This is a genomic window from Frankia sp. Hr75.2, from assembly GCF_949319125.1.
GTDB lineage: Bacteria > Actinomycetota > Actinomycetes > Frankiales > Frankiaceae > Parafrankia > Parafrankia soli.
This window is the reverse complement of the sequence record NZ_CASGGV010000297.1, coordinates 20,441-47,201: the sequence shown is the minus strand read 5'-3', so window position 1 is coordinate 47,201 and position 26,761 is coordinate 20,441. Positions and strand designations below refer to the sequence as shown.

Here is a 26,761-nt window from a genome sequence, read left to right as displayed (position 1 = left end):
CCGCTCGGTCACCCACCGGCGTTCGTCCGTCAGCCGGACTGCTCGATCACCGTCGCGCCCAGACTCGTGCGGAGCAGGGCCACGGCCGCGTCCTCGCCGCCCCGGGCCCCGTCGAGCTGGGTCGGCGCGTCCTCGTCGTCGAGCGAGACCTCGTCCGGCGCGGTGTCCGTGGCGGACATCGACGCCGCCGCCACGGGGGCACCCCCCGCCCGCGCCGCGCCTGCCGCACCCGCCGCTCTCGGTCCCCCACCGGGACCGGTCGACGTCCGAGTGGAGCCGTTGAGGCCGGTTCTTGCGCTCACCGCCGCCCGCGCCGCGGCGAGCCCGGCCTCCGCGGTGCCCGGGCGGGGGGCGGCGACGGTGGTGGAGCCCACACCGGACCCCGCGGCCGCGCTGCTCACGCTCGCGTTTCCCAGGCTGGCTGTGGCCGTCGCCGAGTGGAGGCCGGCCGGCGGGCGGGGGAGGCCGTCCTGCGCCGCTGGGCCGGAGGACCCGGCGTACGCCATGGACGCCGGCGCGGCGGAAACACCGGAGGGAGCGGGGACACCTGAGGGAATGGAGGAAGCCGGGAGGGCGGCCCCTGGGGCAGCCGAGCCGTGGCTCTCGACGGCTCCCGCCGCGGACCAGCCGCCGGGAGCGCCCGCGTTCACCGGATAACCGCTGGGCCGCTGCGGGGCCACCGCCTCCGCGGACCAGCCGCCACCGGCCTGCTCGGCCGGCCCCCGCTGGCCGCCACCCGGACCGCTCTGACCACCCGACCCGCCCGGGCCACTGGGACCGCCATAGCCGCCCGGCCCGCCGCTGCCGCCGCCGTTGTCGGGCCGGCCGCTGCCGGGCCCCCCGCGCGGTGCCTGGGGACGGTCTCCCGAGGACCCGGGGCCACCGCCGATCGTGACCCGCCATGTCCCACCGAACTTCTCAGCCAGCAGGGTTGCGAGGATCTCGACGTTGTTCCCCTGGCCGAACATCTTCGCCATGGCCGGTGCGGAGAAGGCGAGGACGACCTCGTCCCCGCGGACCTCGGCGACCGAGGCGTAGTCCTTGAGGATCGCGTGGGTGCGCCGGCTGCGCTGGACGGCGAGCGCGAGCACCTCGTCCCAGCGGGCGTTCAGGGCCGCCGCGTCGAGCCTGCCCCCGCCGGTGGCCGCGGCAGCCGGCATCGTGGGCCGTGCGGCCGAAGCCGGCCGGGCCGCCTGGGTGTGCGCCGCCGGCGCCGGGGCGTGTGCCGCGGCCACGGCCGGCGCGGGCATCCGCGGGCCGGTATCCCCGGCCGTCGGGGCGGCGGTGACACCGGCCCCGGAACCATTCGCGCCGCGAGGAACCTCGCGGCCCGCGGCCTGCCCGTGAGCGCCGTCAGCGGCGCCACCGAACCCCGTGCCGCCGGGCCCCCCGTCAGCGGGCCGGGCGCCACCGAACCTCGCGTCGGCGGGCGTCGCACCACCGACCTCGGCGCCGCCGGCCGGGGCCGTGCCGGCACCGGCTCCGCCGCCGACCACCGCTCGGCGCTCCAGCCGCTCGAGCCGGACGGCGAGCGCGGCCGGATCCCCGGCGGCGCCCGGGAGGAGGGCGCGGGCGAGGATCAGCTCCAGCAACAGCCGTGGGCTCGCCGTCCCGCGCATCTCGACCAGACCCGCGTGCAGGACGTCGGCCGTCCGGGAGAGCTCGACCGGCCCGATCCGGCCGGCCTGGGCGCGCATCCGGTCCACCTGGTCGGTGGAGAACGCCTCGAGCAGGCCGCGTTCCACCGCGTCCGGTACCGCGGCGACCACGATGAGATCACGGAGCCGATCGAGCAGGTCGGTCGCGAACCGGCGTGGATCGTGACCGGAGGAGACCACACTGTCGACCACGGTGAACAGCGCGGCGCCGTCGCGTTCGGCGAGGGCGTCCACAGTCTCGTCGAGCAGGATGCCGTCCGTCATGCCCAACAGCGCCACCGCGCGCTCGTAGCTGAGCCCGCCGTCGCCGGCGCCGGCCAGAAGCTGGTCGAGAACGGAGAGCGAATCCCGGACGGAGCCCGCGCCCGCCCGCACCACCAGCGGGAGCACCGACGGCTCGACGACCACGCCTTCCTGCGCGCAGATCGACTCCAGGTGCTTGCGGAGCACACCAGGAGGCACCAGACGGAAGGCGTAGTGGTGCGTCCGGGACCGGATCGTCGCGATGACCTTGTCCGGCTCGGTGGTGGCGAAGACGAACTTCAGGTAGGACGGCGGCTCCTCGACGACCTTCAGCAGCGCGTTGAACGCCGCCGCCGTGACCATGTGCGCCTCGTCGACCACGAACACCTTGAACCGGGCGGACGCCGGCGCGAAGAAGGCGCGTTCCCGCAGGTCACGGGCATCGTCGACGAGCCCGTGCGAAGCGGCGTCGATCTCGGTGACGTCCATCGAGGAGCCGGTGCGGATGGAGACGCACTGATCGCACACCCCGCACGGCTCCGGGGTCGGCCCCTTCTCGCAGTTCAGGGAGGCCGCCAGGATCCGGGCGGACGAGGTCTTCCCACAGCCGCGCGGGCCGCTGAACAGGTAGGCGTGGTGCAGCCGCCCGGAGCGCAGCGCGTGCCCCAGTGCCTCCGTGACGTGCTCCTGGCCGACAACCTGGGCGAACGTCGCGGGGCGGTACCTGTTGTACAGCGCTGTGCTCACTCGCCTGCTCCGGATGCTCGAGATGATCGTCCGAACGAGGAGGACCCCCCGCACACCCGCCAGAGCCCGCTTACCCTTGCTGCCTTCCGGCCCTGGGGGAGTTCACGAGGGTAGCGCCGCACGAGGGGTCTGCTGGGCAGTCTAGCGGTCCGCCGGCGATCGGGGACGGGAGGGTCCGGTGCCCGCCTGTGACCCCGTTCGCGCCCCCGGTGACCCCACTCGGGCCCGCCGTCGGATAGGCTCCCCCACGGAGGATTCGCCTAGTGGCCTAGGGCGCACGCTTGGAAAGCGTGTTGGGGGCAACCCCTCGAGAGTTCGAATCTCTCATCCTCCGCCATACGAGTGTGGGTAAGAGCACTTCAGCACCAGTGGAGATGCTCTCTCAGAGATCCACTCCCTGCCTGAGCTTCGCAGGTGCCGACCGGGTCCCGGTGACACACTCCGACGACCAGCTTGAGTGCGCCGGCCGGCGCCGCCTCCCGCTCCCGCGCCGACGCAGGCGGTGCAGCAGCAGGCCCCGCCTCCGCCTCCGGCGGCTGCGCAGCCCGCACCACAGGCAGCCCGCACCGCAGCCCGCGCAGGCTCCGCCGCCAGCGGCACCCGCGCCGGCGGCCGTCTCCTTCGGGTCCTGCGCCGAGGCGCGCGCGGCTGGCGCTGCCCCGCTGTACCAGGGCCAGCCGGGCTACAGCAGCAAGCTCGACCGTGACCACGACGGCGTCGCGTGCGAATGAGACTGGCTGACGACGCCAGGCGTGTTCGACGAGCTGGGCGTACACGTCGTGAACGTGTTCGTGACGTCGGCTGTCGCAAGCGAAGCCACAACACGGTTTCCCGAGATTCGGACGTCGGCAGCAAGCGTCGCGCAGGCGGCCGACAACTGTCATCTGGTGGGCGGAAGGAGCGCCCAGAAAGGTCTCCTGCGGGCACTGGCTTGACCTTGACCCTGCGTCAGGGCTCCAGCATGGCGGCGTGACCGCCACCAACCCCGCGATCGAGGTTTCCGGACTCACCAAGTCCTACGGAGACCACACCGTGCTGGACGGAGTCGACCTGACCGTCCCGGAGGGCACCGTCTACGCGCTCCTCGGACCCAACGGCGCCGGCAAGACGACCATCGTCAACATCCTCTCCGCCCTGCTGACCCCCGGTGACGGCGAGATCCGCGTCGCCGGCTTCGACGTACGACGCGAGCCTGCCGGGGTGCGCGCGGCGATCGGTGTCACCGGGCAGTTCTCCGCGATCGACGAGCTGCTCACCGGCCGCGAGAACCTGCGACTGATGGCCGACCTGGCGCACCTGGACCGGGTGACCGCGACCGCCGCCGTGACCGTGATGCTGGAGCGCTTCGATCTCGTCGACGCGGCCGACCGGCGGGCGCAGACCTACTCGGGCGGCATGAAGCGGCGGCTGGATCTGGCGATGACGCTCATCGCCCGGCCCCGACTGATCTTCCTCGACGAGCCGACGGCCGGTCTCGACCCGCGCAGCCGTCGCGACCTGTGGGCGATCGTGCGCGAGCAGGTCGCCGACGGCGTGACGGTGCTGCTGACGACGCAGTACCTCGACGAGGCCGACCATCTGGCCGACCGGATCGGGGTCCTCGACGGCGGCCGCCTGGTCGCCGAGGGCACGGCGGCGGAGCTGAAGCGGCGGGTGCCCGGCGGGCATGTGTCGGTGCAGTTCACCGACGCCGCGGGGCTGGCCGCGGCCGCGGCGGCGCATCCGGAGGCCACCACCGACGCCGAGGCGCTCACCCTTCGGGTGCCGGGCGACGGCAGCATCGCCGGGCTGCGCCGCGTGCTCGACGGCCTCGACGACGACGGCGTCGCCGGCCTGACGGTCGAGTCCCCCGACCTCGACGACGTGTTCCTCGCGCTCACCGGCCACGCGACCGAGGCGCCCGCGGCCGAGGAGATCCCCGCATGAGCACTACCTACACCGTCCGTGACTCGGCGACGATGCTGCGGCGCAACCTGCTGCACATCCGCCGCTATCCCTCATTGTCGATCATGCTGGTCGCACAGCCGATCGTCTTCCTGCTGGTGTTCGTGTACGTGTTCGGCGGGACCCTGGGCGCCGGCCTGCCAGGCCAGGAGGGCGGTGGAGACCGCGGCGACTACCTCGTGTTCATCACGCCAGGCATCCTGATCATGACCGTCGCCAGCGTCGCGCTCGGCACCGCGATCTCGACCGCGACCGACATGACCACCGGGATCATCGCCCGGTTCCGCACCATGGACATCGCCCGGGTGTCGGTGCTCACCGGCCACGTGCTGGGGGCTGTCATCAGGACCGGATTCGCCGTGGTGATCGTGACGGCGTTCGCGTTCCTGCTCGGGTTCCGCTCCGACGCCGGTCCGCTCGGCTGGCTCGGCGCGATCGGGCTGCTGATCCTCATCGCGTTCTCACTCACCTGGCTGACCGTCGGCATGGGCCTGGCGGCGGACAGCGTCGAGACGGCCAGCAACACCCCGCTGTTCCTGGTGATCCTGCCGTTCATCAGCAGCGCCTTCGTACCGACCGACGCGATGCCGGCCGGGCTGCGCCAGTTCGCGGAGCACCAGCCGTTCACCCCGATGATCGACACCCTGCGCGCACTCGTCACGGGCGCGGCGACGGACTCCGACCTGTGGCTCGCGATCGGCTGGTGCGCCCTGATCGCGCTGCTCGGCTACCTCTGGTCGCGCCGGCTTTTCCTCCGCGTGCCCGCGAGATAAGAGACTGGCGCGGTGCTCACGATCAGCCAGCTGGCGTCGTACGCCGGCGTCACCGTGCGCGCGGTGCGGCACTACCACGCCAAGGGTCTCCTGCCGGAACCGGAGCGCGACCACTCCGGCTACCGGCGCTACGACGCCCACGCCGTCGTCGAGCTCATCAGGATCCGTACGCTCGCCGGCGCCGGCGTGCCACTCGCGCGCGTCCGCGAGCTGTTGGCCGCGGGCGAGGAGGAGTTCAACGCTGCCGTCGCCGACATCGACCGGCGCCTGCGCGCGGAGATCAGGGAGCGGCAGCGGCACCGCGAGCGGATCGCGCAACTGGCAGCCGGAGACAGCCTGGCCCTGCCGCCGGAGGCGGTGGCGTACCTCGACCGGCTGCGTGAGCTCGGATTGCCGGACCTGATGATCGGGGGCGAGCGGGACGCCTGGATCCTGGTGGCCGCCCAACTCCCCGAGCACATGCCGCTCTACATGAAGGTGAAGCAGCAGCAACTCGACGACCCGGCAACGGTCGAACTCTACCGCGATCTCGCCGCGATGATCGGCTGGGAGGCGGACGACCCGCGGGTGGCGGCCGTAGGCGACCGGCTCGTCGCCCTCATCGAGGCCGATGCCGAAGGATGGGAGAACCACGACGAGGTGATGCCCGACGAACTCGCGCAGCTCCTCGACTCGGTCTTCCTCGACTCGGTGCCGACCGCCCGTCGGCTCCTGGAACGGCTCGAGGAGCGCGGCTGGCGCGGCTGGACCAAGTTCGAACGGATCCGTCCGGCATAGCGCTGCCATCGGCAGTTCCGCTGGGACCCGGGTGGGGACGGTGGTCGTACCGTCGTCCGCCGGCGGAGGGACCGTGGTCCGATGCCACGCCGCGCCATGGCAGGTGTACTGCGGTTGTCCGCGGTCGTCCCTGGCCGTGGATGTCACCCCTGCCGTGGAGGAGCGACGATGACCAAGGACCACCGCGGGGCCAGACCCGCGGGCCGCCGGAGCCTGCTTGCCGGGGCGGCGGGACTCGTCACCACGGTGGCCGCGGCGACGGCCGTACCCGTCGGTGTGGCCGCCGCGGCGTCCGCCCCCGCCCCCGCCCCGACCCCCGCGCCGACGCCCAATCCGGCGCCGGCGCGTCGGTTCGCGGGGAAGGTCGTCCTCGTCACGGGAGCGACCTCGGGCATCGGACGGGCGGCGGCCATCGCCTTCGCCCGGGAGGGAGCGAAAGTCGGCTTCTGCGGCAGGCGGGAGGAGCTCGGCCGCCGTGTGGAGGCGGAGATCCGCGCCGCGGGCGGAGAGGCCGCCTACACGCGGGCCGACGTCCGCGATCCCGCCCAGGTCGAGTCGTTCGTGGCCGGTGTCGCCGACCGGTACGGCCGGCTGGACGTCGCGCTCAACAACGCCGGAACCCAGATCGTGAAGCTGCTGCACGAGATGACCGTCGAGGAGTGGGACGACACCGCCCACACCAACACCCGCGGGGTCTTCCTCGCCATCAAGTACGAGGTGCCACCGATGCGGGAGTCCGGCGGCGGCGTCATCCTCGTCACCGGCTCCGCGAACGAGTTCGCCAGCAGGCCCGGACTGGGCGCCTACAGCGCGAGCAAGGGAGGCGTCACCGGCCTGGTACGCACCGCGGCCCTGGACTACGGACAGGACAACATCCGGGTTGCCGCGCTCTCCCCGGGCACCACCGACACGGGGCTGGTCGACCGCCGCCGCCCCCCGAACATCACCGACGAGCAGTGGGCAGCCGGCAAGGCCCAGTACGGCGCGGACAACGTCGACGCGCTGCGCCGGATGGCCCGCCCGGAGGAGATGGCCGCCGCCGCCCTCGCCCTGGCCTCGCCGGACATGAGTTTCCTGACGGGCACCTCGGTTATCGTCGACGGCGGCATGCTCGCCGGCCTGTGACGCCGTGTTTCAGCCGGAGGCGGCCACCGCACCGGCGGTGCTGGCGGCCAGTGCGGCCAACTCTCAACCGGAACTGATCCGGCGCCGGCATCCAGTCGCGCGGCGCCGGCGTCCGCCACGGCCGTCGCGGCGAACAGGCCGGCGACCCGCCCGTTGCGCCCCGAAAGTGAAGTGTCGGGAGGGCCACCCGTGCGGTGGTGCCGAAAAGTAGCGACTTTGCTTCGCGCAGTGGCTTTCGCCCCGCTCGTCCGATGAGGATCGGACCAGCGGAGGAGGAGCATGCGGATGTTGCGCCAGCGGCCGGTGGAGTGGGGCCATGGGATACACGCCTGGGTTCGCGGGCACCGGCGGGTCAGCGGCGGCGTAGGCGGGGTCCTTCTGCTACTGCTGGTAGCGGTCGCCCTCGCACCGGCGCCGGGATCGGGTGCGGCCCGCTCCGGCGCGGTCGGCGCGCTCGCCGAGCCTGCGCCGGTCGCGATACCGACCACCCCGGGGCCGTCGCCCGCGCCCCCGGTGGCGCCGCCGGTTCCGTCAGCGGTGCCCCGCCCGTCGGCGGCGCCGGCCCGGGTGGCCGCCGCGCCGCCGCCCGCGCCCCCGTCCCCCGCGGAGACGACGCCGACCGCCGAGCAGACGGCGGCGCCCACGCCCACGCCGTCGGCCACTCCGGACCAGGCGCGGCCCACCCGCCCGGCGACCACGTCCTACCAGTCCTGCGCGGACGCCCGCGCCGCCGGCGCCGCGCCGCTGCACAGGGGCCAGCCGGGGTACCGGTCCGCGCTGGACGACGACGGGGACGGGACCGCGTGCGAGCAGGACAGGCCGTCGGCGCTGTGCGACGAGGACGCGGGGGCACAGCGAGGCGGGCTGCCCATCCTGGAATACCTGAGCTGCTGGCTGCCCGATCTCTGAACCGCGCTCCGCGGGTGGCTTGACAGGTACCCCCTAGGGGTATGCGGCTTGCGGTCGGCGGGGTGACTCACCGGCGGAGATCGCCCCGACGGCCGCCGGGCACGGGTCGACGGCCCGCAACCGACCCGGCCGGATCGACCAGCGGAGGGCTCCGAGTTCATCCTGGCTGGCCGCTTCTTCGAGGCGAGGGCGATCTGCGGCGGTTCCACCCGCGGCACGGGGCCCGGCTCGACCCGGACTGTCGGGGTAAGTCCCTTGCTCGTGGAGTGCGTCCCACGCCAATCTGCTCATAAGCGTTGACGAACTGGCGGTGACGTGTCTTGCCCGGTGCAGACATCGGCCTGGTCAGGGAGTTGCGGCCGTGATGCCTCCGGTGACCGGCCGGGCGCGGGCATGGCGACGTGAACTGGCTGTCCTCGGTGGCTCGCAGCGCGGGCCTGGCACAGAGAAGGGCTCAACCGTGACGGAAGACCTGTACTGGGACCCGTTCGACAAGATCATCGACGTCAATCCGCATCCACTGTGGCGCCGGCTGCGGGACGAGGCACCGGTCTACCGCAACGAGAAGCACGACTTCTACGCGCTCTCCCGGCACGCGGACGTCGACGCGGCCCACGTCGAGCCCGAGACGTACAGCTCCGCGCACGGCACGGTCCTCGAGCTCATGGGGCCGGAGCCGTTCAACACCGGTCAGATCATCTTCATGGACCCGCCCACGCACACGCTGCTGCGCGTCCTGGTCTCGCGGGCGTTCACGCCGCGACGGGTCGGCGGGCTCGAGGGGAGCATCCGCGAGATCTGCGCGGAGCTGCTGGATCCCCAGATCGGCGGCGGCGGGTTCGACTACATCCAGGACTTCGCCGCCCAGCTCCCCTCTCTGGTCATCTCCAAGCTCATCGGCGTCGACGAGGCCGACCGGGAGGAGATCCGGCAGACGATCGACCAGACCTTCCACATCGAGGAGGGCAAGGGGATGATCAACGACGTCTCCTTCGCCGCGCAGATCAAGCTGCACACCTACTTCTCCGAGCAGATCGACGCGCGGCGCACGGCCCCGCGCGACGACATGATGACCGGCCTCGCCGAGGCCGAGATCACCACCGACGAGGGCGCCCGCCGGCTCACCACCTCCGAGGCCGCCGACTTCACCAACCTGCTCGTCGCTGCCGGTACCGAGACCGTCGCCCGCCTGCTCGGCTGGGCCGGTGACCTGCTCGAGGCCCACCCGGACCAGCGTGCCGAGCTGGCCGCCGACCCGTCGCTGCTGGGCAACGCCGTCGAGGAGACGCTGCGCTACGAGTCGCCGTCCCCCGTGCAGGGCCGGGTGAACACCCGTGAGGTCGAGCTGCACGGCACCACGATCCCGGCAAAGTCCAGGATCCTGCTGCTCACCTCGTCCGCCAACCGCGACGAGCGCAAGTACCCGGACGCGGACCGCTACGACATCAAGCGCAACTTCGACAGCCACCTGGCGTTCGGCCGCGGCCCGCACTTCTGCCTCGGCGCGGCGCTCGCCCGCATGGAGGGCCGGATCGCGCTGGAGGAGACCCTGCGCCGCTTCCCGAACTACGAGGTCGACCGCGACAACGCGGTGCGCCTGCACACCAGCACCGTGCGCGGCTACGAGAAGCTGCCCATCAAGGTCTGAGTGAGCATCTCCCCGCGCGGCGCGCGCCGCGCGCCGCGCGGGGAGTCCGCGGGACCGGGTCTGGTTACGCGGGTCCGGTCCCGTGCCGGCCCGCCGCGCCGGTGGTCGGGGCCGCGGTCGGGATCGCCTGGATGGCGGCCAGAATCTCCCGGGTCTGCTCGGGGCCGAACGACGGCGGCGGCGTGAACGTCGTGCGGGTCGCCAGGCCGCCGAGGCGCTCGGCGATGCGGGCGGGGACGTCCGCGGGCGCCGCGACGATGCCGAAGGTCTCGACGACGTCGTCGTCGATCAGGGCGGCCATCTCGGTCCACCGGTTCTGCTTGGACAGCGCGGTCAGCTCGCTGCCGAGATCGCCCCATCCATGCAGCTCCAGCACGGGGCGGTAGGCCGGGGTCGACCCGTAGAAGGAGATCTGGGCGCGCATCCTTGCCAGCCCTTCGGTGATCTCCTGGTCGGTGCCGGTGGCGACGAACCCGCCGGCGACGATGTCGAAGCCGTCCAGCGTGCGGCCCGCGCGCTGCCGGCCCGCCAGCAGCGCGGGAACGGTGTGCTCGCGGATCCAGCGCGGGCTGGTGAACCAGTGGCACAGGAATCCGTCGGCGACCTCGCCCGCGACCCGGGTCATGACGTCCCCGACGCCGGCGAGGAGCACCTGGGGTGGCCCGAAAGGGTGCGGCTTCGGGACGAACGCCGGCGGCATCAACGTGTGCCGGTAGTACTCGCCCTCGAAGGCGAGCGGGGTGCCCTCCGACCAGGACGACCAGATCGCGCGCAGCGCCAGGACGAACTCGCGCAGCTGTGGCGCGGGCCGGCCCCACGGCATCGAGAAACGGCGGGTGATGTGCGCCTTCACCTGCGAGCCGAGGCCGAGCCGGAGCCGGCCGCCGGAGAACCCGTGCAGGTCGTGCGCGGTGTACGCCAGCGACATCGGCGAGCGGGACAGCGCGACAGTGATCGAGGTGCCCAGCTCGATCGTGGACGTCGCGTCGGCGGCGAGGGTCAGCGGGAGGAACGGGTCCTGGTTCACCTCCCCGGTCCAGATGGCGTCGTAGCCGGCGGCCTGCGCGGCGCGGGCCTGGCCGGCAGCGATGTCCAGCGCGCCAAGGGTGCTGTCGACCTTCACGTTGCCGCCTCCTCGACGTCGCCCCGCGGGCCGCCTCCCGCGGGGCTCGTATGTCCTGAAAGCTAACAGCGGACGGCCGGTCGGCGCCGGGGTCGACGCGTCAACGTTTAGCGCCAAGTGATCGGCATGGGTTGGGCGTGGGCTTCATGACGTATATGGCGACAGCGAAACGCGAATGAGAAGAATGCCCGGCGCGAGGTGGCGTCGCCCGGGTCTCCACCGCCGCGGCCGGGCACCGTCGCGTCCCGATGCCGTGGCCTTCCTGCGGTGTGTAACAGGTGGGCGCGGGCCCGGTAAAGACCGGATCCGGACAACGATCCTTCATTTCCGCACGGCGGTGCGACCGAGCCTCGGTCAGCCGGTATGTTGTGCCCTTGAACGCGGTGATCGCCGGTACCCCCGGTGGTCGCCGGTCCTCATCGTGGAGGTGTCTCATGAAGCGCATCGGAATGATCGTCATGCTGGTTGCTCTCGTCGGTGGCGGTTTCCTCGTGCGGCGCCAGCGCAGCAGCTAGGCGACCCTGTCTGTCCGCGTGGCCCGGGCTGACGGGAGCGGGCCGACGGCATGACGGGTACGGCTCCCTGTCGCTGTCACGCAGGGCCCGGTTGTTTTCTGATTGTTTTCCGGCATTCACCCGCCGGGTGTCTCCCGGTATTCGCCGGTGATCGGTGGATTACCCCGGTGCGCGCGCCGGCGTGATCCTTTCGGCAGCGCTCCGGCGGGGACCTAGACTGCGCCGGGTGCACCCATTCGATGTGCCGATCTTCGGCGCGCAGCGCCCGGAGCTCGTCCAGGCGGTGGTGGATTACGCCCGCACTCGGATGAGTCTGGATCCCGTCCCGCTGGACGGTCCGAGCCCACCGGCCGAGCTGTCCGCGCGGGCCGGGCGCACGATCACCCCGGAGGGCATCGGTGGTCTCGCCGCGCTGCGGGTGTTCGACGAGGTGCTGTCGCGTGCCTGTATATCGGCGGACCACCCGCGCAACCTCGCCTTCATCCCGGCGGCGCCGACCCGGGCGGCGATCCTGTTCGACCTGGTGGTCGGCGCCTCGTCGATCTACGGCGGGAGCTGGCTGGAGGGCGGCGGTGCCGTCCACGCGGAGAACGAGGCGCTGCGCTGGCTGTCCGACCTCGTCGGCTTCCCGCCGGGAGCCGGCGGGGTGTTCGTCCAGGGCGGGACGGTCGGCAACGTCTCGGCGCTCGTCGCCGCGCGGCACGCCGCCCGGGCGCGCCGGGCGGCCCGAGGGCTCCCTCAGCCACCGCGCTGGCGGTTCCTGTGCGGCTCCGAGGCGCACTCCTCGCTGCGCCAGGCGGCCGAGGTCATGGACGTCGACCTGGTGGTCGTCCCGACCGGCGACGACGGGCGGCTGACCGGCGGGGCGGTGGCCACCGCGCTCGACGAGCTCGCCGGCGACGGCGGGGTGTTCGCCGTGGTGGCCACGGCCGGCAGCACCCAGTTCGGGATCGTCGACGACATCCGCGGTGTCGTCGACGCCTGCCGCCGGCACGACGTGTGGGTCCACGTCGACGGCGCCTACGGCCTCGCGGGCGCCGCCGCCGCGTCCGTGCGGCACCTGTTCGACGGCATCGAGGAGACCGACTCCTTCATCGTCGACCCGCACAAGTGGCTGTTCGCGCCGTTCGACGCCTGCGCGCTGGTGTACCGCGACCCGGCCGCGGCCCGCGCCGCCCACGCGCAGCAGGCAGGCTATCTGGAGGTACTCGACACGCCGGGGGCCTGGAACCCCTCGGACTACGAGGTCGGGCTCTCCCGGCGGGCCCGCGGCCTGCCGTTCTGGTTCTCGCTCGCCACCTACGGGACACATGCGTACGGTTCCGCGGTCGAGCGCTGCCTGGCGACGGCGCGGACGGCGGCCGACCACATCCGGGCCCTGCCGTTCGTGGAGCTCGTGCGCGAGCCGGAGCTCTCGGTCGTCGTGTTCCGCCGGCTGGGCTGGCCGGCCGAGAGCTATCACCGGTGGACGGAACGCCTGCTTGCCGAAGGGCTCGCGTTCGTGACCCCGACCGTGCACCGGCAGGAGACGGTGACCCGGTTCGCGATCGTCAATCCGGCGACCACACCGGAGGACATCGACCTGATTCTCGCCACCATGGCCTGAACGCCTGAACGCGCGCATGGCCTTTACAAGCGATCGCCCATGGGCTCTTCGCAAGCATGGGCTTCACAAGCGATGCGGCCGGGCCTCCGGCCGGCGTTCCGCCGGAGGCCCGGCTTTCAGGCTGTCATCCCGCGGCGAATGGTGTCGCCAGCGGGAGGTCAGTACCCCACCGTGTACCGCTTGTTGCGGAACCGCGGCTTCTCCACCTCGTCCAGGACGGCGAACGCGAAATCCTCGTACGAGATCCCGATGTTGCCCTGGGCGTCGGTCACCGGGCGGTCGCCGGCCGTGCGGTAGGCCTCACGCCGGCGGCCCGGGCCGAAGTTGCGCGGCGGCGGGACGACGCAGGTCCACTTGAGGTTGTGCTTGGCGGCCCGGAGGACGTCGAGCGCGTCGGCCTGGTCGAGGGCCTCCTTGCGCTCGGCGGCGGGGAACTCCTGGGTGTCGACGATGCGCTCGCCGTCGGCGTTCTCCAGCAGCCCGCCGTTGCCGATGTGGATGACCGCGGGCGCCTTGGCACCCAGCTTGTTCGCCACCTCGACGACCGCGCGCGCGGTGTTCGCGTGTTCGGGCCGGGTGCACCCGGCGAGGGCGACCACGACCACGTCCGCGTTCTGCGCCTGCTGCTGGACCATGTCGCGCCCGGTGACGTCCCCGGTGACGGCGGTGGCCTGGCGGGGAACCCCTTTCAGCGCGTTCTGGTCCTGGTCGACCGCCGTGACCTCGTGGCCGCGCCTGACGGCTTCGGCAACGATGGACCGCCCTACCTGACCACCGGCACCGAGAACAACGATCCTTGCCATTCCTGACCTCCGGATTCGGGTGACGCAGTGACCGTGGAGATATCGATCCGCTGGCGGAACGACGGTGGCATGGTCACGGATCGTTACCTTGCGTATCGACTATGACACGCTCCGGAGTCAATGCAACTCGGCTTCGTTTGCGATCGGGAACAGCGATCGGGAACAGCGAACCGGAACAGAAGGCCGCACACCGCGGTCGAGAAGTGCCGACATCGCGGTCGAGAAGTGAAGGTCGATGGCCGTGAACTCACGGCGGATGGCCGTCACCGGCCCTGGTGGAACAGGCAGGTGACGGCCATGGCCGGTGGTCGTGCCGGGCCGTCAGACGGCGGTGTCGCCGCCGGTGTTCCGGGCCGGGCTTTCTGGGCGGTGGAGGTGGGATTTGAACCCACGGAGGGGTTGCCCCCTCACACGCTTTCGAGGCGTGCGCCCTCGGCCACTAGGCGACTCCACCGCGGGCTAGCTTACGCGACGTCGTCCTGGTCCGGTTAGTCGGGGGTGCGCGGACGGCGTGTGTCGCGGCGTTGCGTCCGCCGGTCGGCGAAGAAGGCGGCGAGCTGCTCCGAGCACTCCTGCCCGCGGACGCCCGCGACGACCTCGGGGCGGTGGTTCAACCGCCGGTCGCGGACGACGTCCCACAGGGAGCCCACGGCGCCGGCCTTGTCGTCCACGGCGCCGTAGACGAGCCGGTCCACCCGGGCGAGGACGAGGGCCCCGGCGCACATGGTGCACGGCTCCAGGGTGACCACGAGGGTCGCCCCGGTCAGGCGCCAGGAACCGAGCCGGGCCGCGGCCTGGCGCAGCGCGACGACCTCGGCGTGGGCGGTCGGGTCGCCGGCGGCCTCGCGCGCGTTGTGGCCGCGGCCGAGCACCGCCCCGTCCGCCGCCACGACGACCGCGCCGACCGGGACGTCCCCGGCGGCCCGGGCGAGATCGGCCTCGGCCAGGGCGAGGCCCATCGCCTCGCGGTAGCCGTCCGTCACCGGTGCGCGGGTGTCCGCCACCGGTGAGCGGGTGTCAGCCACGGACCTCGTCGAAGATCTCCCCGGCGCCGGCCCGCTCGCTGACCGCGCTGATCACGTCGGCGGGCAGCATGCCCTCCTCGGCGATCAGCTCCAGCAGCGCATCAGCGGTCGTCCCGAGATCCGCCAGCAGGTCGAGGTCGCCGACGGGGGACGCCTGGCCCACCGGGGCGTCGTCCTCCGAGTCGTCCTCGAGCGCCACCATGGACGGGAGCGCGTCGGCGAAGAGCCGCTCGGCGAGGTCGGAGCTCAGCAGGACCCGGCGGTCCGAGAGGAAGACCTTCGGATCGGGGTCCTGCGCGCCGATGCGCACGATGGCCAGGTACTCGTCGTCCTCCTCGACGAACGCGATGACCGTGCCCGAGGAGAGGTCGTGCATGGCGTCGACGAGCGCGTCGAGATCCTCCATGTCGGCGATGTCGAGGTCGTGAGCCGCCCATCGCTCGCCGTCACGGGCGATCGCTATCCCCTTGGTGGTCACTGTCTGTCCTCACGTCCCTTCCCGCCGGGTCCTCACGTGTCCTCACGTGATCTGTGCGTCCGCCGACCCGGGGTGATGCCCCATCACTTCTGTGATTCTCACCTCTGGGTGTCCTACTCATCCACCTGGGGCGGTGGTTGCCCGCTCATGAGTGCTCCCGGACACTCGGCCGGGGGCTCGGGTCAGGGCTGGGTCTACCCACTTGGCGGCCCACCGCCGCGGGCGCGGGACGGCCGCGAGGCGGCGTGCATACCGCGAACCGCGCGAACGGCGCACAGTGCGGGGTGGGCACCGGCGGCGGGTGCGGGCATGGCAGTCTGGAGGAGCGATGATGACCCCCCTTCCACGCCGCCGGTTCTCCGCCCGTACCCAGGCCGCGCTCGCCGTCGAGCGACTGGCCGCTGAGGCGTCCCGCCGCCTCGGCCGGGGCTCGGGCGAGATGATCGGCGGCAAGCTCGCCCTTCGGATCGCGCCGGACGCACTGGCCGAGGTCGGCTCCAACCGGCTCACGGCGTGCGTCTCGGCCACGAACGGCAAGACGACCACCACCCGGCTGCTGGCCCGCGCGCTGGGGACGCTCGGCCCGGTCAAGTCGAACAGCGGGGGCGCGAACATGGCGCCCGGCGTGCTGGCGGCGCTGTCCAAGCCGCCCTACGACGCGGCCGCCGCCCTCGAGGTCGACGAGATCTGGCTCCCCAAGGTGGCGCGGGCGATCGAGCCGCGGGTGGTGCTGCTGCTCAACATCTCGCGCGACCAGCTCGACCGGTCCAACGAGACGCGACGCATCGCGGCGCTCTGGCGCGAGCTGGGCGCTGACCTGCGCGACACCGTCGTCGTGGCGAACGTGGACGACCCTCTTGTGGCCTGGTCCGCGATGACCTGGTCCCGCCAGATCTGGGTGTCGGCGGGGCAGAACTGGACCGCCGACGCGATGGTGTGCCCGCAGTGCGCCCGGCTGCTGCACCGCAACGCCACCGGCTGGTGGTGCGAGTGCGGCCTGGCCCGACCGGAGCCGATCGTCTCCGTCGCCGGGCTGGGCGAGCTGATGTGGTTCGGGCGGCGCATTCCGGCGCACATCGACCTGCCGGGGCGGGTGAACCTCGCGAACGCGGCGATGGCCGCGGCCGCGGCGCGCGAGTTCGGCGTCGACGTCGAGGACGCGCTCGCCGCGATGCGTGGCATCGGTGACGTGCAGGGCCGCTACCAGGAGGTGCCGCTGGGCCCCGACGGGAAGCTGGCCCGCCTCCTGCTCGCGAAGAACCCGGCCGGCTGGGTGGAGATGATGGAGCTGCTCAACTCCGCCCCGCCACGTCCGGTGCTGATCGACTTCAACTCGCAGACGGCGGACGGGCGCGACCCGTCCTGGATCTGGGACGTCCCGTTCGAGCGGCTCGCCGGCCGCCAGGTGCTCGTCACCGGAGGCCGCAAGGAGGACATGAGCGTGCGGCTCGCCTACGCCGAGGTGCCCCACACCGTGCACGCCGACGCCGAGGACGCCGCGACCGCGGCGAACGACAAGGCGCTGGACGTCGTCGCGAACTACACCGCCTTCCGTGATCTGCTCGTGCGGACGACCCGGTGAGCCGCGAGTCGGCGACCCGGATCGCCCTGATCTACCCGGAGCTGCTCGGCACGTACGGCGACGGCGGCAACGCGATCGTGCTCGCCCAGCGGCTGCGCTGGCGGGGGCTGCGGGCGGAGATCGTCGAGGTGCCGGCCGGCGAGGTGGTCCCGGCCGACTGCGACATCTACCTGCTCGGCGGCGGCGAGGACGAGCCGCAGGTGCTGGCCGCGGACGGCATGCGCCGCAACCGTTCCCTGACCCGCGCGGTGTCGGGCGGCGCGGCGGTGCTCGCGGTCTGCGCCGGCTACCAGGTGATCGGGGCGAGCTTCCCGGCCGGCAACGGCCGGGTCCACGAGGGCGTCCACCTGGTGGACATGGAGACCCGCCGCTCGTTCGACCCGCCGGACGTCCCGCCGCCACCGCGCGCCGTGGGCGACATCGTGGTGGAGCCCGACCAGCGGCTCGGCCTGCCGACGCTGTACGGGTACGAGAACCACGGCGGGCGCACCCGCCCGCTTCCCGGGTCCCGGGGCATCCCGCTCGGCACGGTGCGCCTCGGCGTCGGCGACGGCACCCCCGCGCGCACAGACGGCATCGTGGACGGGAAGGTCATCGGCACCTACCTGCACGGGCCGGTGCTGGCCCAGAACCCGGCCCTGGCCGATCTGCTGCTGACCTGGGTGCACGGCCGGCTGGCGCCGCTGGATGCGCCGGTCGAGGCGGACATGCTGCGCCGGGCGCGGGCGCGGGCGCTCGCCGGCGGTTGAGTGGGCGCCCGCGGACGGCTGGTAAGTGCCACCCGACGTCGTCCCGCCCGGGTCCGCGTTGACGCGCTGGGCTGAATCCGGCGATTTCCGGGGGCCGGGTGTGGTTCGGTTGGATCGTGGCGTCGAATCCCCTTGCCGGCTGGTGGGGCAAGAACAAGAGAAACGTGATCATCGCCGGGGTGGCACTTGTGGCCATCTGGTGGCTCGTCGCGGCCAATGGCCGTCCCAAGGTCGAACGGGTCACAATCCCGGATGGCTATCCGTCAGCCGACCGGGAACTGCTCGTTCAGGCACCCTCCAAACCGAATGACCCGTTGCCCCTGGTAATCATCCTGCACGATGACAATACGGATGCGAGTTCACTGGAACATGACAGTGACGCGTCGTCGCTGGCGAACCGCCGTGACTTCGCGCTCGCCTTCCCGGAGGCGGTCGCCGGTACCTGGCGACTCGACGACCCGAATGGAGCGGACCAGCAGTACCTGCGCGACGTCGTCCGCTACATGGACGAGGAACGCACCGACATCGACCTGAACCGGATATACGTCTGGGGTATCGGGGAGGGTGCGCGGCTCGCCCTGCTCGCCGCCTGCTCGCCCGGCCCCCCCGTCTACGCGGCGGTGGGCGTCGTGGGACAGTTCGAAGCGGAGCCCGGCCCCACCTGCGACAACGTCACCCAGCACGGGCGGGTTGCCGAGACGGACTGGGACAAAAAGGTCAGCAGCACGTTGTGGGACTTCTCCCGCGACCTTCGCCGGAAGGTCTGACCCAGCTTGGTTCGGTGCGCTGACCAGACAGTTCGCGCTAGTAGCAAAGAACTAGTCATTTAGCAGATTGGCCGGCCGCCGGCCCCGCCGGGGACGGCTTGCTGGCCATTTCGGGGCTTGCGCCTGCCGCGGGGTGGGGCGGCCGGGGCTCGAGCGGTCCGTCGACGTCGCCGGGAGGGGGGGTAACGGCCCCGACGGACCAGTGGGCGGCCGGAAGGCTTGAGGGGGTCCGCTGGCCGCCGGCCCGATGGGGGGGGGATCGGACAGACGGCCAGCGGAGTCCGGGGCCTTCCGGCCGGACGGACGTCAGATGGGGGGGGATCTGACGTCCGTCCCACCGGAAGGATCTCGGATCGGTGGGGTGCGGTTGACTTTCGCGTGGGCTGGTGCTGGTGCTGGGTTGGTTCGAATGGGGGTGTTGCTGCCTGATAGTGGCAGTCTGGCCGGCTAAAGCTACATCTACGCTACTTATGACGAAGTAGAATGATGCCGCAACGGCCTACCGTTCATGGCTGCCGGCCAGCTCATCGATGGCGCCACGTGGCGGAAGCATCGCGGAAGGTGTCGAAATCTGCCCGCGGCAGAGCTACTCCGGACATTCCGCAGCACAGACGTTCTGAGCAGACGTGACACCGGCGGTCCGGTACAGGGGACCTGGTGAACTCCGGAAGACCCGCCGGGCCGAGGTTGATCCCGACAACCCCGACCCGGCGGCGGAGCCGCGCGCGACCGGAGGGGGAGATCGCGCTGCGGCTCGTTCCGGGGGACGGGGCGTCTGCGTTCGGGCAGCCCCGTCCGAGCGGTGCGTGGGCGTGGAACGATCGAGGTCGAGAACAGACGGCCTTCTGGCTGGGCCGTGGGCCCGCCGTTCTCAGGCGACGCGGCCGACCGAGTACGAGGTCGTGTAGATCGTCTGAAGCTTGACGACGTCACCAGTGCGGGGCGCGACCCACATCTTGCCGTCGCCGGCGTAGATGCCGACATGGTAGATGTTGCCGGGGCTCCCGAAGAAGATCAGGTCGCCGGGCGCCTTGTTGTACTGGGAGATCCGCGTGGTGGCGGCGTACTGCGCGTCGGTGGTGCGCGGCAGGTTCTTGCCGAGCTGCCGGTACACGTACTGCACCAGGCCGGAGCAGTCGAAGGAGCTGGGGCCCTCGGCGCCGTAGACGTACGGCTTGCCGGCGTGCAGCGAGGCCAGGTAGACGGCCTTCTCGCCGATGGAGCTCGCCGGCAGGTTGACGCTGACGACCGGGGTGTTGACGTTCACGCCCGTACGGTCCGCGCTGCGGGAGGCCTGTGCGGGCGGCGGAGCCGGGCGGACGCGCAGCGTGGCGTCGTTCTCCGAGTGCGCCGACTGGAGGGCGTCGGTGCCGTCGAAGATCGCCGTGACGTTCGTGGTGGTGAGCACCTTCGCGGTGTACGACGCGAAGCCGCGGTCGTCCGTCGTCAGGTGCAGGAAGGTCGCCCACCCGGTCGGCAGCTTGACCTGGACCTTGATGAGCTGGTCCGGGATCGGGGCCTGGGTCTCCTCGTTGTAGAGCGAGAAGCCGATGTTGACGGGCTCGTCCGCGTTGACCGTGACCTCGGGGTTCGTCACGCGCAGGCCGACGTCGATCTTCGACGAGAGAGTCGGCGCGGAGATGTCCGTGGTGGCGTCGAGAACGGTGCCCGAACCGCCGCCGGTAGCGGTGGCGGCCTGGATGGCTCCGTCGACCGCCAGCCGGGACCCGATCTGGGTCGCGAGCGTCATCGGGGCGGTGTTCGTGCCGTCGTCCAGCGCGACGTCCGAGTTGACATCCTGGGCGCACCCGGCGAGCGCCACCCCGGAGACCGCGACGGTTCCGGTGGTGATGGCCGCGACGGTACGGGCCCTGGCTCTGGCTCGGCTGGACGCCGTGGGGGCGGACGGTGCACGGTGGCGACCGCGCCCTTCCTGCCGGCGTCTCTCAGCATCAAGCTGCACACTTTGCGCAGACAACGTTGCGTTCCTTCCCGTACGCCTGCGAGGTGAGCTGTCGGGTTCGGGCTGGGCTGCCCGGTCCATAGCGCGACCTTCACGCGATGGACTTCACCCCTAGGCCAGCGCCGTGTCGTGGCGCCAGCCGGTGGAGGTGGGTCCCCCGCTCCTGCCCGTGGTGACGACTCGGAGGGGACACCAGGACCGCGGGCAGGATTCGGCGTTCGGTCCGGTGTTGTCGTGACGTCGGAAGCGAGACTAGTCCACACGGATGGTGTGGGTAAACACTAGTCCTCCTCAACTACGTCGAGTGTGCAAAGAAGTGCCCCTTGCTGCGCCGCATCTGCCCAGGTCAGGAGGGGTGCTGAGCCTTCGGTCACGTTTTTGGACGCCCACACGAGGATCACGTCCCAACACGTTAGGTGACCAGAACTTCCTGGCTTGCGCGGGGGTTTCCCGTACCGGCCGACCGGGCTGGGACTACCCGCGGAGCCCCTCACGGGCCCGGTTCGCTCCGTCCCCGGCCCGTCTCTTCCCGCCTCGATCCGGCGGCCGCGGACGACCGCGCGGCCCGATCCCCAGGACCCCTTCGCGGTGCTCCTGGGACGTGAACGGATCGACGCGCCGCCCGCGGGCAGGCACCCCCCGGAAGCTCCACCGGGCCTCGCTGCCACCGCGCACCGACCTGGCACCGGGCCCCGAGTTCCGCGGGCCTGGCCGGCCAGGCCCGCGGAAGTTGGTCAACTACCGGATCGGGCCAGTCGTCGTGAGCGTCCCGCTCGCCCTTTGGTATCCCGCTCGCCCTTTGGGGGCCGAACCCGGTCTGATCGCGCCCCGAAAGGGCGAGGCGGACACCAAACGGCGAGGTGGACGGCCCATGGGCGGACACGCGAGCCACCCGCCACCAGGCCGGGCCAGGGGCCAGGGGTCAGGGGTCAGGGGCTGATCAGGGGCTGAGAGGAGGACCAGGGGCTGAGAGGAGGAGGAGGAGGAGCGTTCGACGCCCGGCGGGGACCGCCGCTCAGCGAGCCCGGCCGTTGCGCCGGGTCAGGAAGCCGGAGCTGTTGAGGACCTGGAGCTCGATCTCGAGCTGCTTCACCTCGGGCGGCAGCGAGCGGTGGCTGCCGTGCAGGGCCTCGACGGCCGCGCGGGCGTGCTCGGCCAGGTCGTCCAGGGCCTGCTGGCGCTGGCGCATCCGCGCCCGTTCCTCCTGGATGGTCCGGACCGTGTCCTCCTGCCACTGCCGTGTCCGGATGAGGTGCTCACCGGCGTCCGCGGCCTGGCGCTCGGCATCCTCGAGCCGGCTCAGCAGGGCGTCCAGGGCCTCGAGCCGGCTCGCCAGCTCGGCCATCAGGTCCTCGCGGTCGGGCAGTACGGAGATCTCGTGGTGCTGCGGGCGTGGGTGTGTCATGCCCGGCTCCGGCGGCTGGCAGCGGCACCGGGCCGGCCCGTGGGCGTCGCGGCGCGGTCCGGCAATGCGTGGGATGTGCGCCACCACGCCACTCGCGACCGTCGCCGAAGTTCCGACACGGTTGGTTACGTTAGTCGACGCATCGGGTTTCCGGCATGCGGTCGGCCGGATCCGGCCGTCGGCCAACAGACGGCGACGGAGACGGGTGTCGCGTATCGGGTGTCGACCAACGGATACCCCTGTCTGTGCGGGATCAACCCGACTTGCCGCGCGGGCAGACGACGTTCGGACTCGATACCCACAACACCCCGTACTGCCACGGGATGCGGCCAGAGGCGTCGGAAGCGGATTCGGCCGCTCCCGGCCGCGGGTCTCGCCGACGATGATGGTTACTGTGAGTAATATCTCTGGCTTCGGTGTCGGCTAGGTCGCGGGCTCCGGCACCCCGGCCGGGCGCGGCATACGCGGTATACGGAGCGCGGTTTCCGTTGATCGGATGGAACGGGCTGTCGGGCACTGCGGCCACCATCGGTGAGATCGTCGGACAATCGAATCGGGCGGCGCGAATCTGGCGCCTTCCCGATCTCCAGCCGGAACGGCTACGCGCAGCGCTGATCGGATCGATGCCTATCCGATCGGCTGATGGCCGCTTGGCGGGTCCTCCCTGCTGGGCTGATTCGGCGTGATCTCCCACCCGTTCCTGGTGAGCCGTACCGCCGCGCCGGGAGACCGATCCGACGACCTGCGTCGGACGGCCAGAGACCAGAGCTGTGCGGCGTCGCAATGACCGGTCGCCGGCGCGGTTCCGCGGTCGTGAGCGGGTCGACGCGAAGTCAGGAAGCGGCCGCGGAGTCATACGGAGGGCGAGGTCCGTTCAGCAATCCTGGTGGTGCACTCGATGTTGTTCCAGGCCCGGTGGGGGCGTCGAACGGCCGGTCCCCTCCGGTGATCGGATCGACGTCCACCGGGCATTTCCGCGGCTGCGGGATATGACCTTCGGTCGGGCCGCTGCTTCCTCGGCCGGGTATGGGCCGAATGGCCTCCGGGCTCGCGGGCCTGAAGGCCTTCGCCTGCGAGCGGTCGAGCCGGCGCGGTGCCTACCTCCGGTCTGACGGTGACGCAAGGTCATGGCCGCGGAGGGCTCGGCCGTCGCCTGGAGCTCGGCGCGCCCACCAAAAAACGATCTTCAGTGTGGCGTTCCACCCCGGTCGAGCGGGCGGCGTCGGCCACCGGGGCCACGGTCGCACGCGGGCCAGCCGCCCGGCGCCCGCCGCCGCGGGCCTGCCGTGGCGCCGCGGTCCTGGTGGACGGGGCCGGTGACGCACCTTTCGGGTCTCCCTGGACGGGCGGACCGTAACGGGCCCCGCGGCCGCCCGGCCCGGGCGGCATCGGGCGGCATCGGGATCAGCGGTGCCCCACGGGGATAGCACGGTCGCCGACCGTATGGTGTCCGGATGATGTCCACGGCGGACGGCACACCTGACCTTCCTGACGCACCGACGGGCGCACCGACGGGCGCGCCGCCGTCGGTGCTCCTCGACGCGCCGATCAGCGCCGTGGTCGTCTATCCCACCGCCGCGCGCGTGACCCGCCGTGGCCGGTTCGATGTCGCGACGCTCGGCTCGCCGTCCGAGCGGGTCGAGGTGACTCTCAGCGGGTTGCCGCTCGAGCTCGACGAGGACTCGGTGCGGGTCAGCGGCACCGGCTCCGCGCGGGTGCTCGGGGTGCGGGTCGTCTCCCAGGCCCGGGCTACCCCCGACGCCGGTGCCCTCGCCGACCTGCGCGCCCGCCAGGCCGAGCTGCGCGCGCACCTGGCCGAGATCGGCGACGAGGACGAGACCGAGCGGGCCCGTCGCTCCTTCCTCGACGTGGCCGCCCGGGTGGGAGCCGGCGCCCTCGCGCGCGGCTGGGCGCGCGAAGGCACCGACCGCGAGGGCGACGGGCCCGGGGACGCGGCAGCCCGGCTGGTCACTGTCGGCGACGCGTTCGCGGCGCAGATGTCGGCCGTCCACGCGCGCCGGCGGGCGCTCGCCGAACGGCGGGAGGAGACGGAGCGGGAGCTGACCGTGCTCGGCCGGGTCATCGAGGCCCGCCACGCGCGGCCCGAGCCGGACACCCGCGCGATCGTCGTCGACCTCGAGCCGCCGACGGCCACCGAAGGCCCGGCGGGGAGCTCGGCTGAGGCGCCGGCCGGCGGCCCGGCGGAGGGCGCGCTGGTCGACGGGACAGCCTCGCTGGTGGACCTGGAGGTCTCCTACCTGGTCCGTTCCGCCTCCTGGAGATCCGGCTACGACGCCCGGCTGGACGGCGAGCGGGTCACCCTGACCTGGTTCGCGATGATCAGCCAGCGCACCGGCGAGGACTGGCCCGTGACGGACCTGCGGCTGTCCACGGCCCGCCCGTCCAGCGGCGTCGACCTGCCCGAGCTGAGCCCGCAGTATGTGGACATCGCCCGCCCGCGGGTCCTTCCCCGCGGGCGGGCCAAGGCGTCCGGCGAAGGCAGGGGCGGTGGCGGCGACGGCATGACGACCTTCATGCCGGCGGCGATGGCGGCACCGGCATCGGCCCCGCCGCCGATGGCTGCCGCCGAGGCCACGCTGGAGTCGGCCGGCCCCGCGTCGACCTACCGCCCGCCGCGGCCGGTGGCGGTACCCGCGGACGGGGACCCGCACCGCACCACCGTGGCAGTGATCGAGCTCGACGCCGTTCTCGACCACGTCACCGTGCCCAAGCTCGCCGCCGAGGCGCTGTTGCGCGCCGCGGTCGTGAACACCTCGTCGCATACGTTGCCGCCAGGTAAGGCGTCGGTCTTCCACGGCCCGGAGTTCGTCGGCACCACGCGCCTCGAGCTCGTCCCGCCCGGCGGGGAGATGGAGCTTCGGCTCGGGGTGGACGACCGCATCAGGGTGGAACGCGAGCTGGTCAGCCGGGTCACCGGCCGGCGGGTGGTCGGCAACACCCGGCGGACGGACGTCGTCCACCGCACCACCGTCACCAACCACGCGCCGATGCGGGCCCGGGTGACCGTACGGGACCAGGTGCCGGTCTCCCGGCACGAGAACATCCAGGTCAGGGAGGTCGTGACCGCTCCCGCCGCCACCGAGCACACCGATCTGGGGCTGCTTACCTGGGAGCTGGAGCTCGAGCCGGGCTCGAGCCGCGAGATCACGCTGTCCTACCGGCTCGAGCACCCTCGCGGCGTGGAGATCACCGGCTGGGGCGACTGACCCGGCGCCGCCCGCGGGCGGTCACCAGGGGAGCTGTCACCAGGGAGCCGTGACCAGGGGAGCTGTCACCAGGGACGAGGCCACCACGCGCGACGGGCGGTCACCGGGGGAGAGCGGTGGTGGAGGCGTCGAGCCCGCGCGTCCAGCCGCCCTCCTTGATCTGGCCGTTGTCGCCGATCACGGCCCAGTCGATCACCGCGGCGGCCGGGATGACGACGGGGCTGCCCATCCGGACGTGGAGCAGCGCGGGGTGGGCGCCGTCGTTGAGGCTCCGGCCGCGGATCGAGTGGAGATCCGGCCAGGACGACACGATGGCCCACAGCGCCTCCGCGCCGCCGGGGACGGGCATCTGATGACGCATGATCAGGTGGCCCAGGGGTGGTAGCTCCTGGCGGATCAGAAGACTGCGAGCGTGGCCGAGCCGCGAACGGGCGGCGATGATCGCCTCGCTCAGTGGGGTGGGGGCGACGCTGCCGAGCATGTGCTGAACAGTAGCCGAAACCCTCCGTACCGTAGGCATGGTCCTGTAAGGACTGGGAAAAATGTGTGATTCGGGTGGACGACAGCCGCTGGATGTGTAAGCGGAGTGATGCGGTCGGATACGCGTCGGCGTAGCTTGGTGGTACAGGAGGTCTGCCATGGCCGACACCAACAAGACGGACCACAGCGACCACAGCGATCACGACAGCCAGGACCACAACAACCAGGATCACGACAGTCAGGCTCGCTCCCTGGCCGGTCTGGTCCACGCGGCACACCGGGATGCCAGCGACCTGCTCGAACTCGCCGGCCGGGCCCAGGTGCTCCCCGCGGACCCTCGACAGACCCTGCACGCCAGTGACGTGGCGGTCGCGGCCTTCAGTGCCCACCTGAGCGTGATGGAAAGTGTCGTGTACCCGCGGGCGGCCCGGCTGGTTCCGCACGGGCGGGCACGGACGGCGGCCCTGCGCGTGCTGGCGCGCGAGGCGGCGTCGGTGATGCGTGGGATGGAGCAGTACGTCCAGGGGGATCTGAACCGCCCGGGCCGCGGCCTCGCCGAGCTCCGCGACGACCTGACCGACCTCGCCGCGGCCCATGCCCGTGCCGAGGACCAGCTGCTCGACGAGCTGGAGTCGGTCCTCTCCGACACCCGGCGGCGCCGGCTGCGCATCGACTTCGAGCGGGCCATGCGGCGGGCGCCCACCCGGCCCCATCCGCACCTCGGGCACGGGCCGAGCCGCTCGAGCCGGCTCGCGGCCCGCGTCGCCGGGCGCTGGGATCACCTGCTCGACACCATGGACGCCCGGGCGGTGGCGGGCCGGCCGATCCGCGCGCCGGCACCCGCCGGGCTGTGGGGCTGGTACCTGCTGGGCCGCCCGACCGCGGACCAGCCGCAGCGGGAGCCGAGCCGCCACGCCCGCACGACCGCCCCCTGACTGTTCGCCCCCTGACTGTTCGCCTCCCGGCTCTGTTCGCGTTCTGGCCGGGTGCGTCCCGACCGGGCGCCTTCTGGCCGGGCGCGTTCCCTGACCGATCCGCGCCGCCCGCCCGGATCGGGCCGTCCCGGTGTCACCAGATGGTGAGAACTACCTGACCCGCGAGCGTTCGAGCGCGCTCGCGTTGTGTGATTCGGCGTTCCATCGTTCGCACGGCCCTTTCGTCATGCCATGCTGCGAAGTCCGGGCGCGGCCCGACATGGGTCGGTTCTGCCTGAT

Annotated in this window: 22 protein-coding genes, 2 tRNA genes, 1 other RNA gene and 1 riboswitch; of the genes, 15 read left to right on the top strand and 10 right to left on the bottom strand. The window is 72.3% G+C overall.

Translation table 11 applies throughout. From position 1 onward, the window contains the following. Positions 1–29 precede the first annotated feature (29 nt). Both AC559T_RS23325 and ffs read right to left on the bottom strand, forming a co-directional pair. Complete coding sequence (locus tag AC559T_RS23325) at positions 30–2,648, bottom strand: DNA polymerase III subunit gamma and tau (protein ID WP_498870119.1); 2,619 nt, start codon at positions 2,646–2,648, stop codon at positions 30–32. Positions 2,649–2,684: 36 nt separating this feature from the next. Continuing rightward, an RNA gene (ffs, locus tag AC559T_RS23320) (signal recognition particle sRNA small type) lies at positions 2,685–2,781 on the bottom strand. A 116-nt stretch (positions 2,782–2,897) separates the two neighbouring features. Here ffs and AC559T_RS23315 point away from each other — a divergent pair. The 9 genes from AC559T_RS23315 (at position 2,898) to AC559T_RS23275 (ending at position 9,824) form a co-directional block, all read left to right on the top strand. Continuing rightward, positions 2,898–2,985: transfer RNA gene (locus tag AC559T_RS23315), tRNA-Ser, on the top strand. Between the two features lie 37 nt (positions 2,986–3,022). Further along, positions 3,023–3,379: an excalibur calcium-binding domain-containing protein gene (locus AC559T_RS23310; RefSeq protein ID WP_498870118.1), complete on the top strand. Its 357-nt coding sequence runs from the start codon at positions 3,023–3,025 to the stop codon at positions 3,377–3,379. Between the two features lie 21 nt (positions 3,380–3,400). Continuing rightward, positions 3,401–3,583 (top strand): hypothetical protein, encoded by a 183-nt coding sequence (locus AC559T_RS23305; RefSeq protein ID WP_131624679.1) that lies wholly within the window; start codon positions 3,401–3,403, stop codon positions 3,581–3,583. Between the two features lie 34 nt (positions 3,584–3,617). Beyond that, positions 3,618–4,574, top strand: coding sequence for an ABC transporter ATP-binding protein (locus AC559T_RS23300; protein ID WP_368954776.1), 957 nt, complete (start codon positions 3,618–3,620; stop codon positions 4,572–4,574). After that, a complete protein-coding gene (locus AC559T_RS23295; RefSeq protein ID WP_071064765.1) occupies positions 4,571–5,365 on the top strand; it encodes an ABC transporter permease in 795 nt (264 codons plus the stop codon). Before AC559T_RS23300 ends, AC559T_RS23295 begins: the two co-directional genes overlap by 4 nt. 12 nt (positions 5,366–5,377) lie before the next feature. Continuing rightward, positions 5,378–6,142, top strand: coding sequence for a MerR family transcriptional regulator (locus tag AC559T_RS23290; RefSeq protein WP_498870117.1), 765 nt, complete (start codon positions 5,378–5,380; stop codon positions 6,140–6,142). A gap of 168 nt (positions 6,143–6,310) precedes the next feature. Next, positions 6,311–7,267: an SDR family NAD(P)-dependent oxidoreductase gene (locus tag AC559T_RS23285; RefSeq protein ID WP_498870116.1), complete on the top strand. Its 957-nt coding sequence runs from the start codon at positions 6,311–6,313 to the stop codon at positions 7,265–7,267. A 279-nt stretch (positions 7,268–7,546) separates the two neighbouring features. Then, complete coding sequence (locus tag AC559T_RS23280) at positions 7,547–8,176, top strand: excalibur calcium-binding domain-containing protein (protein ID WP_498870115.1); 630 nt, start codon at positions 7,547–7,549, stop codon at positions 8,174–8,176. 460 nt (positions 8,177–8,636) lie between these two features. Beyond that, positions 8,637–9,824, top strand: coding sequence for a cytochrome P450 (locus tag AC559T_RS23275; protein ID WP_112104910.1), 1,188 nt, complete (start codon positions 8,637–8,639; stop codon positions 9,822–9,824). 64 nt (positions 9,825–9,888) lie between these two features. On the opposite strand, the gene AC559T_RS23270 is transcribed toward AC559T_RS23275, so the two are convergent. After that, entirely contained in the window at positions 9,889–10,947 is a 1,059-nt protein-coding gene (locus AC559T_RS23270) for a TIGR03617 family F420-dependent LLM class oxidoreductase (RefSeq protein WP_071064775.1), read from the bottom strand. Between the two features lie 822 nt (positions 10,948–11,769). Here AC559T_RS23270 and AC559T_RS23265 point away from each other — a divergent pair. Further along, positions 11,770–13,068 (top strand): pyridoxal phosphate-dependent decarboxylase family protein, encoded by a 1,299-nt coding sequence (locus tag AC559T_RS23265; RefSeq protein ID WP_235013639.1) that lies wholly within the window; start codon positions 11,770–11,772, stop codon positions 13,066–13,068. 158 nt (positions 13,069–13,226) lie between these two features. On the opposite strand, the gene AC559T_RS23260 is transcribed toward AC559T_RS23265, so the two are convergent. The 4 genes from AC559T_RS23260 to AC559T_RS23245 form a co-directional block, all read right to left on the bottom strand. Then, positions 13,227–13,871 (bottom strand): NAD(P)-dependent oxidoreductase, encoded by a 645-nt coding sequence (locus AC559T_RS23260; protein ID WP_071064779.1) that lies wholly within the window; start codon positions 13,869–13,871, stop codon positions 13,227–13,229. Positions 13,872–14,238: 367 nt separating this feature from the next. Next, positions 14,239–14,325: transfer RNA gene (locus tag AC559T_RS23255), tRNA-Ser, on the bottom strand. Between the two features lie 34 nt (positions 14,326–14,359). Continuing rightward, positions 14,360–14,830 (bottom strand): tRNA adenosine(34) deaminase TadA, encoded by a 471-nt coding sequence (gene tadA / locus AC559T_RS23250; RefSeq protein ID WP_071064836.1) that lies wholly within the window; start codon positions 14,828–14,830, stop codon positions 14,360–14,362. A 58-nt stretch (positions 14,831–14,888) separates the two neighbouring features. Continuing rightward, positions 14,889–15,374: a tRNA adenosine deaminase-associated protein gene (locus tag AC559T_RS23245; protein WP_498870114.1), complete on the bottom strand. Its 486-nt coding sequence runs from the start codon at positions 15,372–15,374 to the stop codon at positions 14,889–14,891. 328 nt (positions 15,375–15,702) lie between these two features. Here AC559T_RS23245 and AC559T_RS23240 point away from each other — a divergent pair, with 328 nt between their 5' ends. The 3 genes from AC559T_RS23240 (at position 15,703) to AC559T_RS23230 (ending at position 18,472) form a co-directional block, all read left to right on the top strand. Beyond that, positions 15,703–16,956: a MurT ligase domain-containing protein gene (locus AC559T_RS23240; protein ID WP_020463940.1), complete on the top strand. Its 1,254-nt coding sequence runs from the start codon at positions 15,703–15,705 to the stop codon at positions 16,954–16,956. Further along, on the top strand, positions 16,953–17,705 hold the full coding sequence (locus AC559T_RS23235) for a type 1 glutamine amidotransferase (protein WP_020463939.1): 753 nt from the start codon (positions 16,953–16,955) through the stop codon (positions 17,703–17,705). The genes AC559T_RS23240 and AC559T_RS23235 overlap by 4 nt, the downstream gene beginning before the upstream one ends. Before the next feature lie 98 nt (positions 17,706–17,803). Beyond that, the gene (locus AC559T_RS23230; RefSeq protein ID WP_020463938.1) at positions 17,804–18,472 is read left to right on the top strand and encodes a PHB depolymerase family esterase; all 669 of its coding nucleotides are present in this window, start codon (positions 17,804–17,806) and stop codon (positions 18,470–18,472) included. Between the two features lie 871 nt (positions 18,473–19,343). Here AC559T_RS23230 and AC559T_RS23225 read toward each other — a convergent pair. Together AC559T_RS23225 and AC559T_RS23220 are read right to left on the bottom strand one after the other, a co-directional pair. After that, positions 19,344–20,294, bottom strand: coding sequence for a C40 family peptidase (locus AC559T_RS23225; protein WP_368954989.1), 951 nt, complete (start codon positions 20,292–20,294; stop codon positions 19,344–19,346). 160 nt (positions 20,295–20,454) lie between these two features. Further along, a riboswitch (cyclic di-AMP (ydaO/yuaA leader) is annotated at positions 20,455–20,631 on the bottom strand. 819 nt (positions 20,632–21,450) lie between these two features. After that, a complete protein-coding gene (locus AC559T_RS23220; RefSeq protein WP_071064785.1) occupies positions 21,451–21,840 on the bottom strand; it encodes a hypothetical protein in 390 nt (129 codons plus the stop codon). Positions 21,841–23,294: 1,454 nt separating this feature from the next. On the opposite strand from AC559T_RS23220, the gene AC559T_RS23215 reads away from it, so the two are divergent. Next, entirely contained in the window at positions 23,295–25,067 is a 1,773-nt protein-coding gene (locus AC559T_RS23215; RefSeq protein WP_498870113.1) for a DUF4139 domain-containing protein, read from the top strand. Between the two features lie 100 nt (positions 25,068–25,167). Here the strand turns inward: AC559T_RS23215 and AC559T_RS23210 are convergent, their stop codons facing one another. Next, positions 25,168–25,548 carry a hypothetical protein gene (locus AC559T_RS23210; RefSeq protein ID WP_235014738.1) on the bottom strand — a complete coding sequence of 127 codons (381 nt, stop codon included), beginning with the start codon at positions 25,546–25,548 and terminating at the stop codon, positions 25,168–25,170. Positions 25,549–25,705: 157 nt separating this feature from the next. On the opposite strand from AC559T_RS23210, the gene AC559T_RS23205 reads away from it, so the two are divergent. Next, entirely contained in the window at positions 25,706–26,482 is a 777-nt protein-coding gene (locus AC559T_RS23205; protein WP_498870112.1) for a hemerythrin domain-containing protein, read from the top strand. Positions 26,483–26,761 lie beyond the last annotated feature (279 nt).

Excerpts from the sequence above, each read along its gene's own strand:
- AC559T_RS23280 (WP_498870115.1), top strand. The coding sequence starts at position 7,547 with ATGCGGATGTTGCGCCAGCGGCCGGTGGAGTGGGGCCATGGGATACAC.
- AC559T_RS23215 (WP_498870113.1), top strand. The coding sequence starts at position 23,295 with ATGATGTCCACGGCGGACGGCACACCTGACCTTCCTGACGCACCGACG.
- AC559T_RS23260 (WP_071064779.1), bottom strand. The coding sequence starts at position 13,871 with ATGGCAAGGATCGTTGTTCTCGGTGCCGGTGGTCAGGTAGGGCGGTCC.
- AC559T_RS23295 (WP_071064765.1), top strand. The coding sequence starts at position 4,571 with ATGAGCACTACCTACACCGTCCGTGACTCGGCGACGATGCTGCGGCGC.
- AC559T_RS23285 (WP_498870116.1), top strand. The coding sequence starts at position 6,311 with ATGACCAAGGACCACCGCGGGGCCAGACCCGCGGGCCGCCGGAGCCTG.
- AC559T_RS23205 (WP_498870112.1), top strand. The coding sequence starts at position 25,706 with ATGGCCGACACCAACAAGACGGACCACAGCGACCACAGCGATCACGAC.
- AC559T_RS23240 (WP_020463940.1), top strand. The coding sequence starts at position 15,703 with ATGATGACCCCCCTTCCACGCCGCCGGTTCTCCGCCCGTACCCAGGCC.
- AC559T_RS23265 (WP_235013639.1), top strand. The coding sequence starts at position 11,770 with ATGAGTCTGGATCCCGTCCCGCTGGACGGTCCGAGCCCACCGGCCGAG.
- AC559T_RS23310 (WP_498870118.1), top strand. The coding sequence starts at position 3,023 with ATGCTCTCTCAGAGATCCACTCCCTGCCTGAGCTTCGCAGGTGCCGAC.
- AC559T_RS23210 (WP_235014738.1), bottom strand. The coding sequence starts at position 25,548 with ATGCTCGGCAGCGTCGCCCCCACCCCACTGAGCGAGGCGATCATCGCC.
- AC559T_RS23220 (WP_071064785.1), bottom strand. The coding sequence starts at position 21,840 with ATGACACACCCACGCCCGCAGCACCACGAGATCTCCGTACTGCCCGAC.
- tadA (WP_071064836.1), bottom strand. The coding sequence starts at position 14,830 with ATGGGCCTCGCCCTGGCCGAGGCCGATCTCGCCCGGGCCGCCGGGGAC.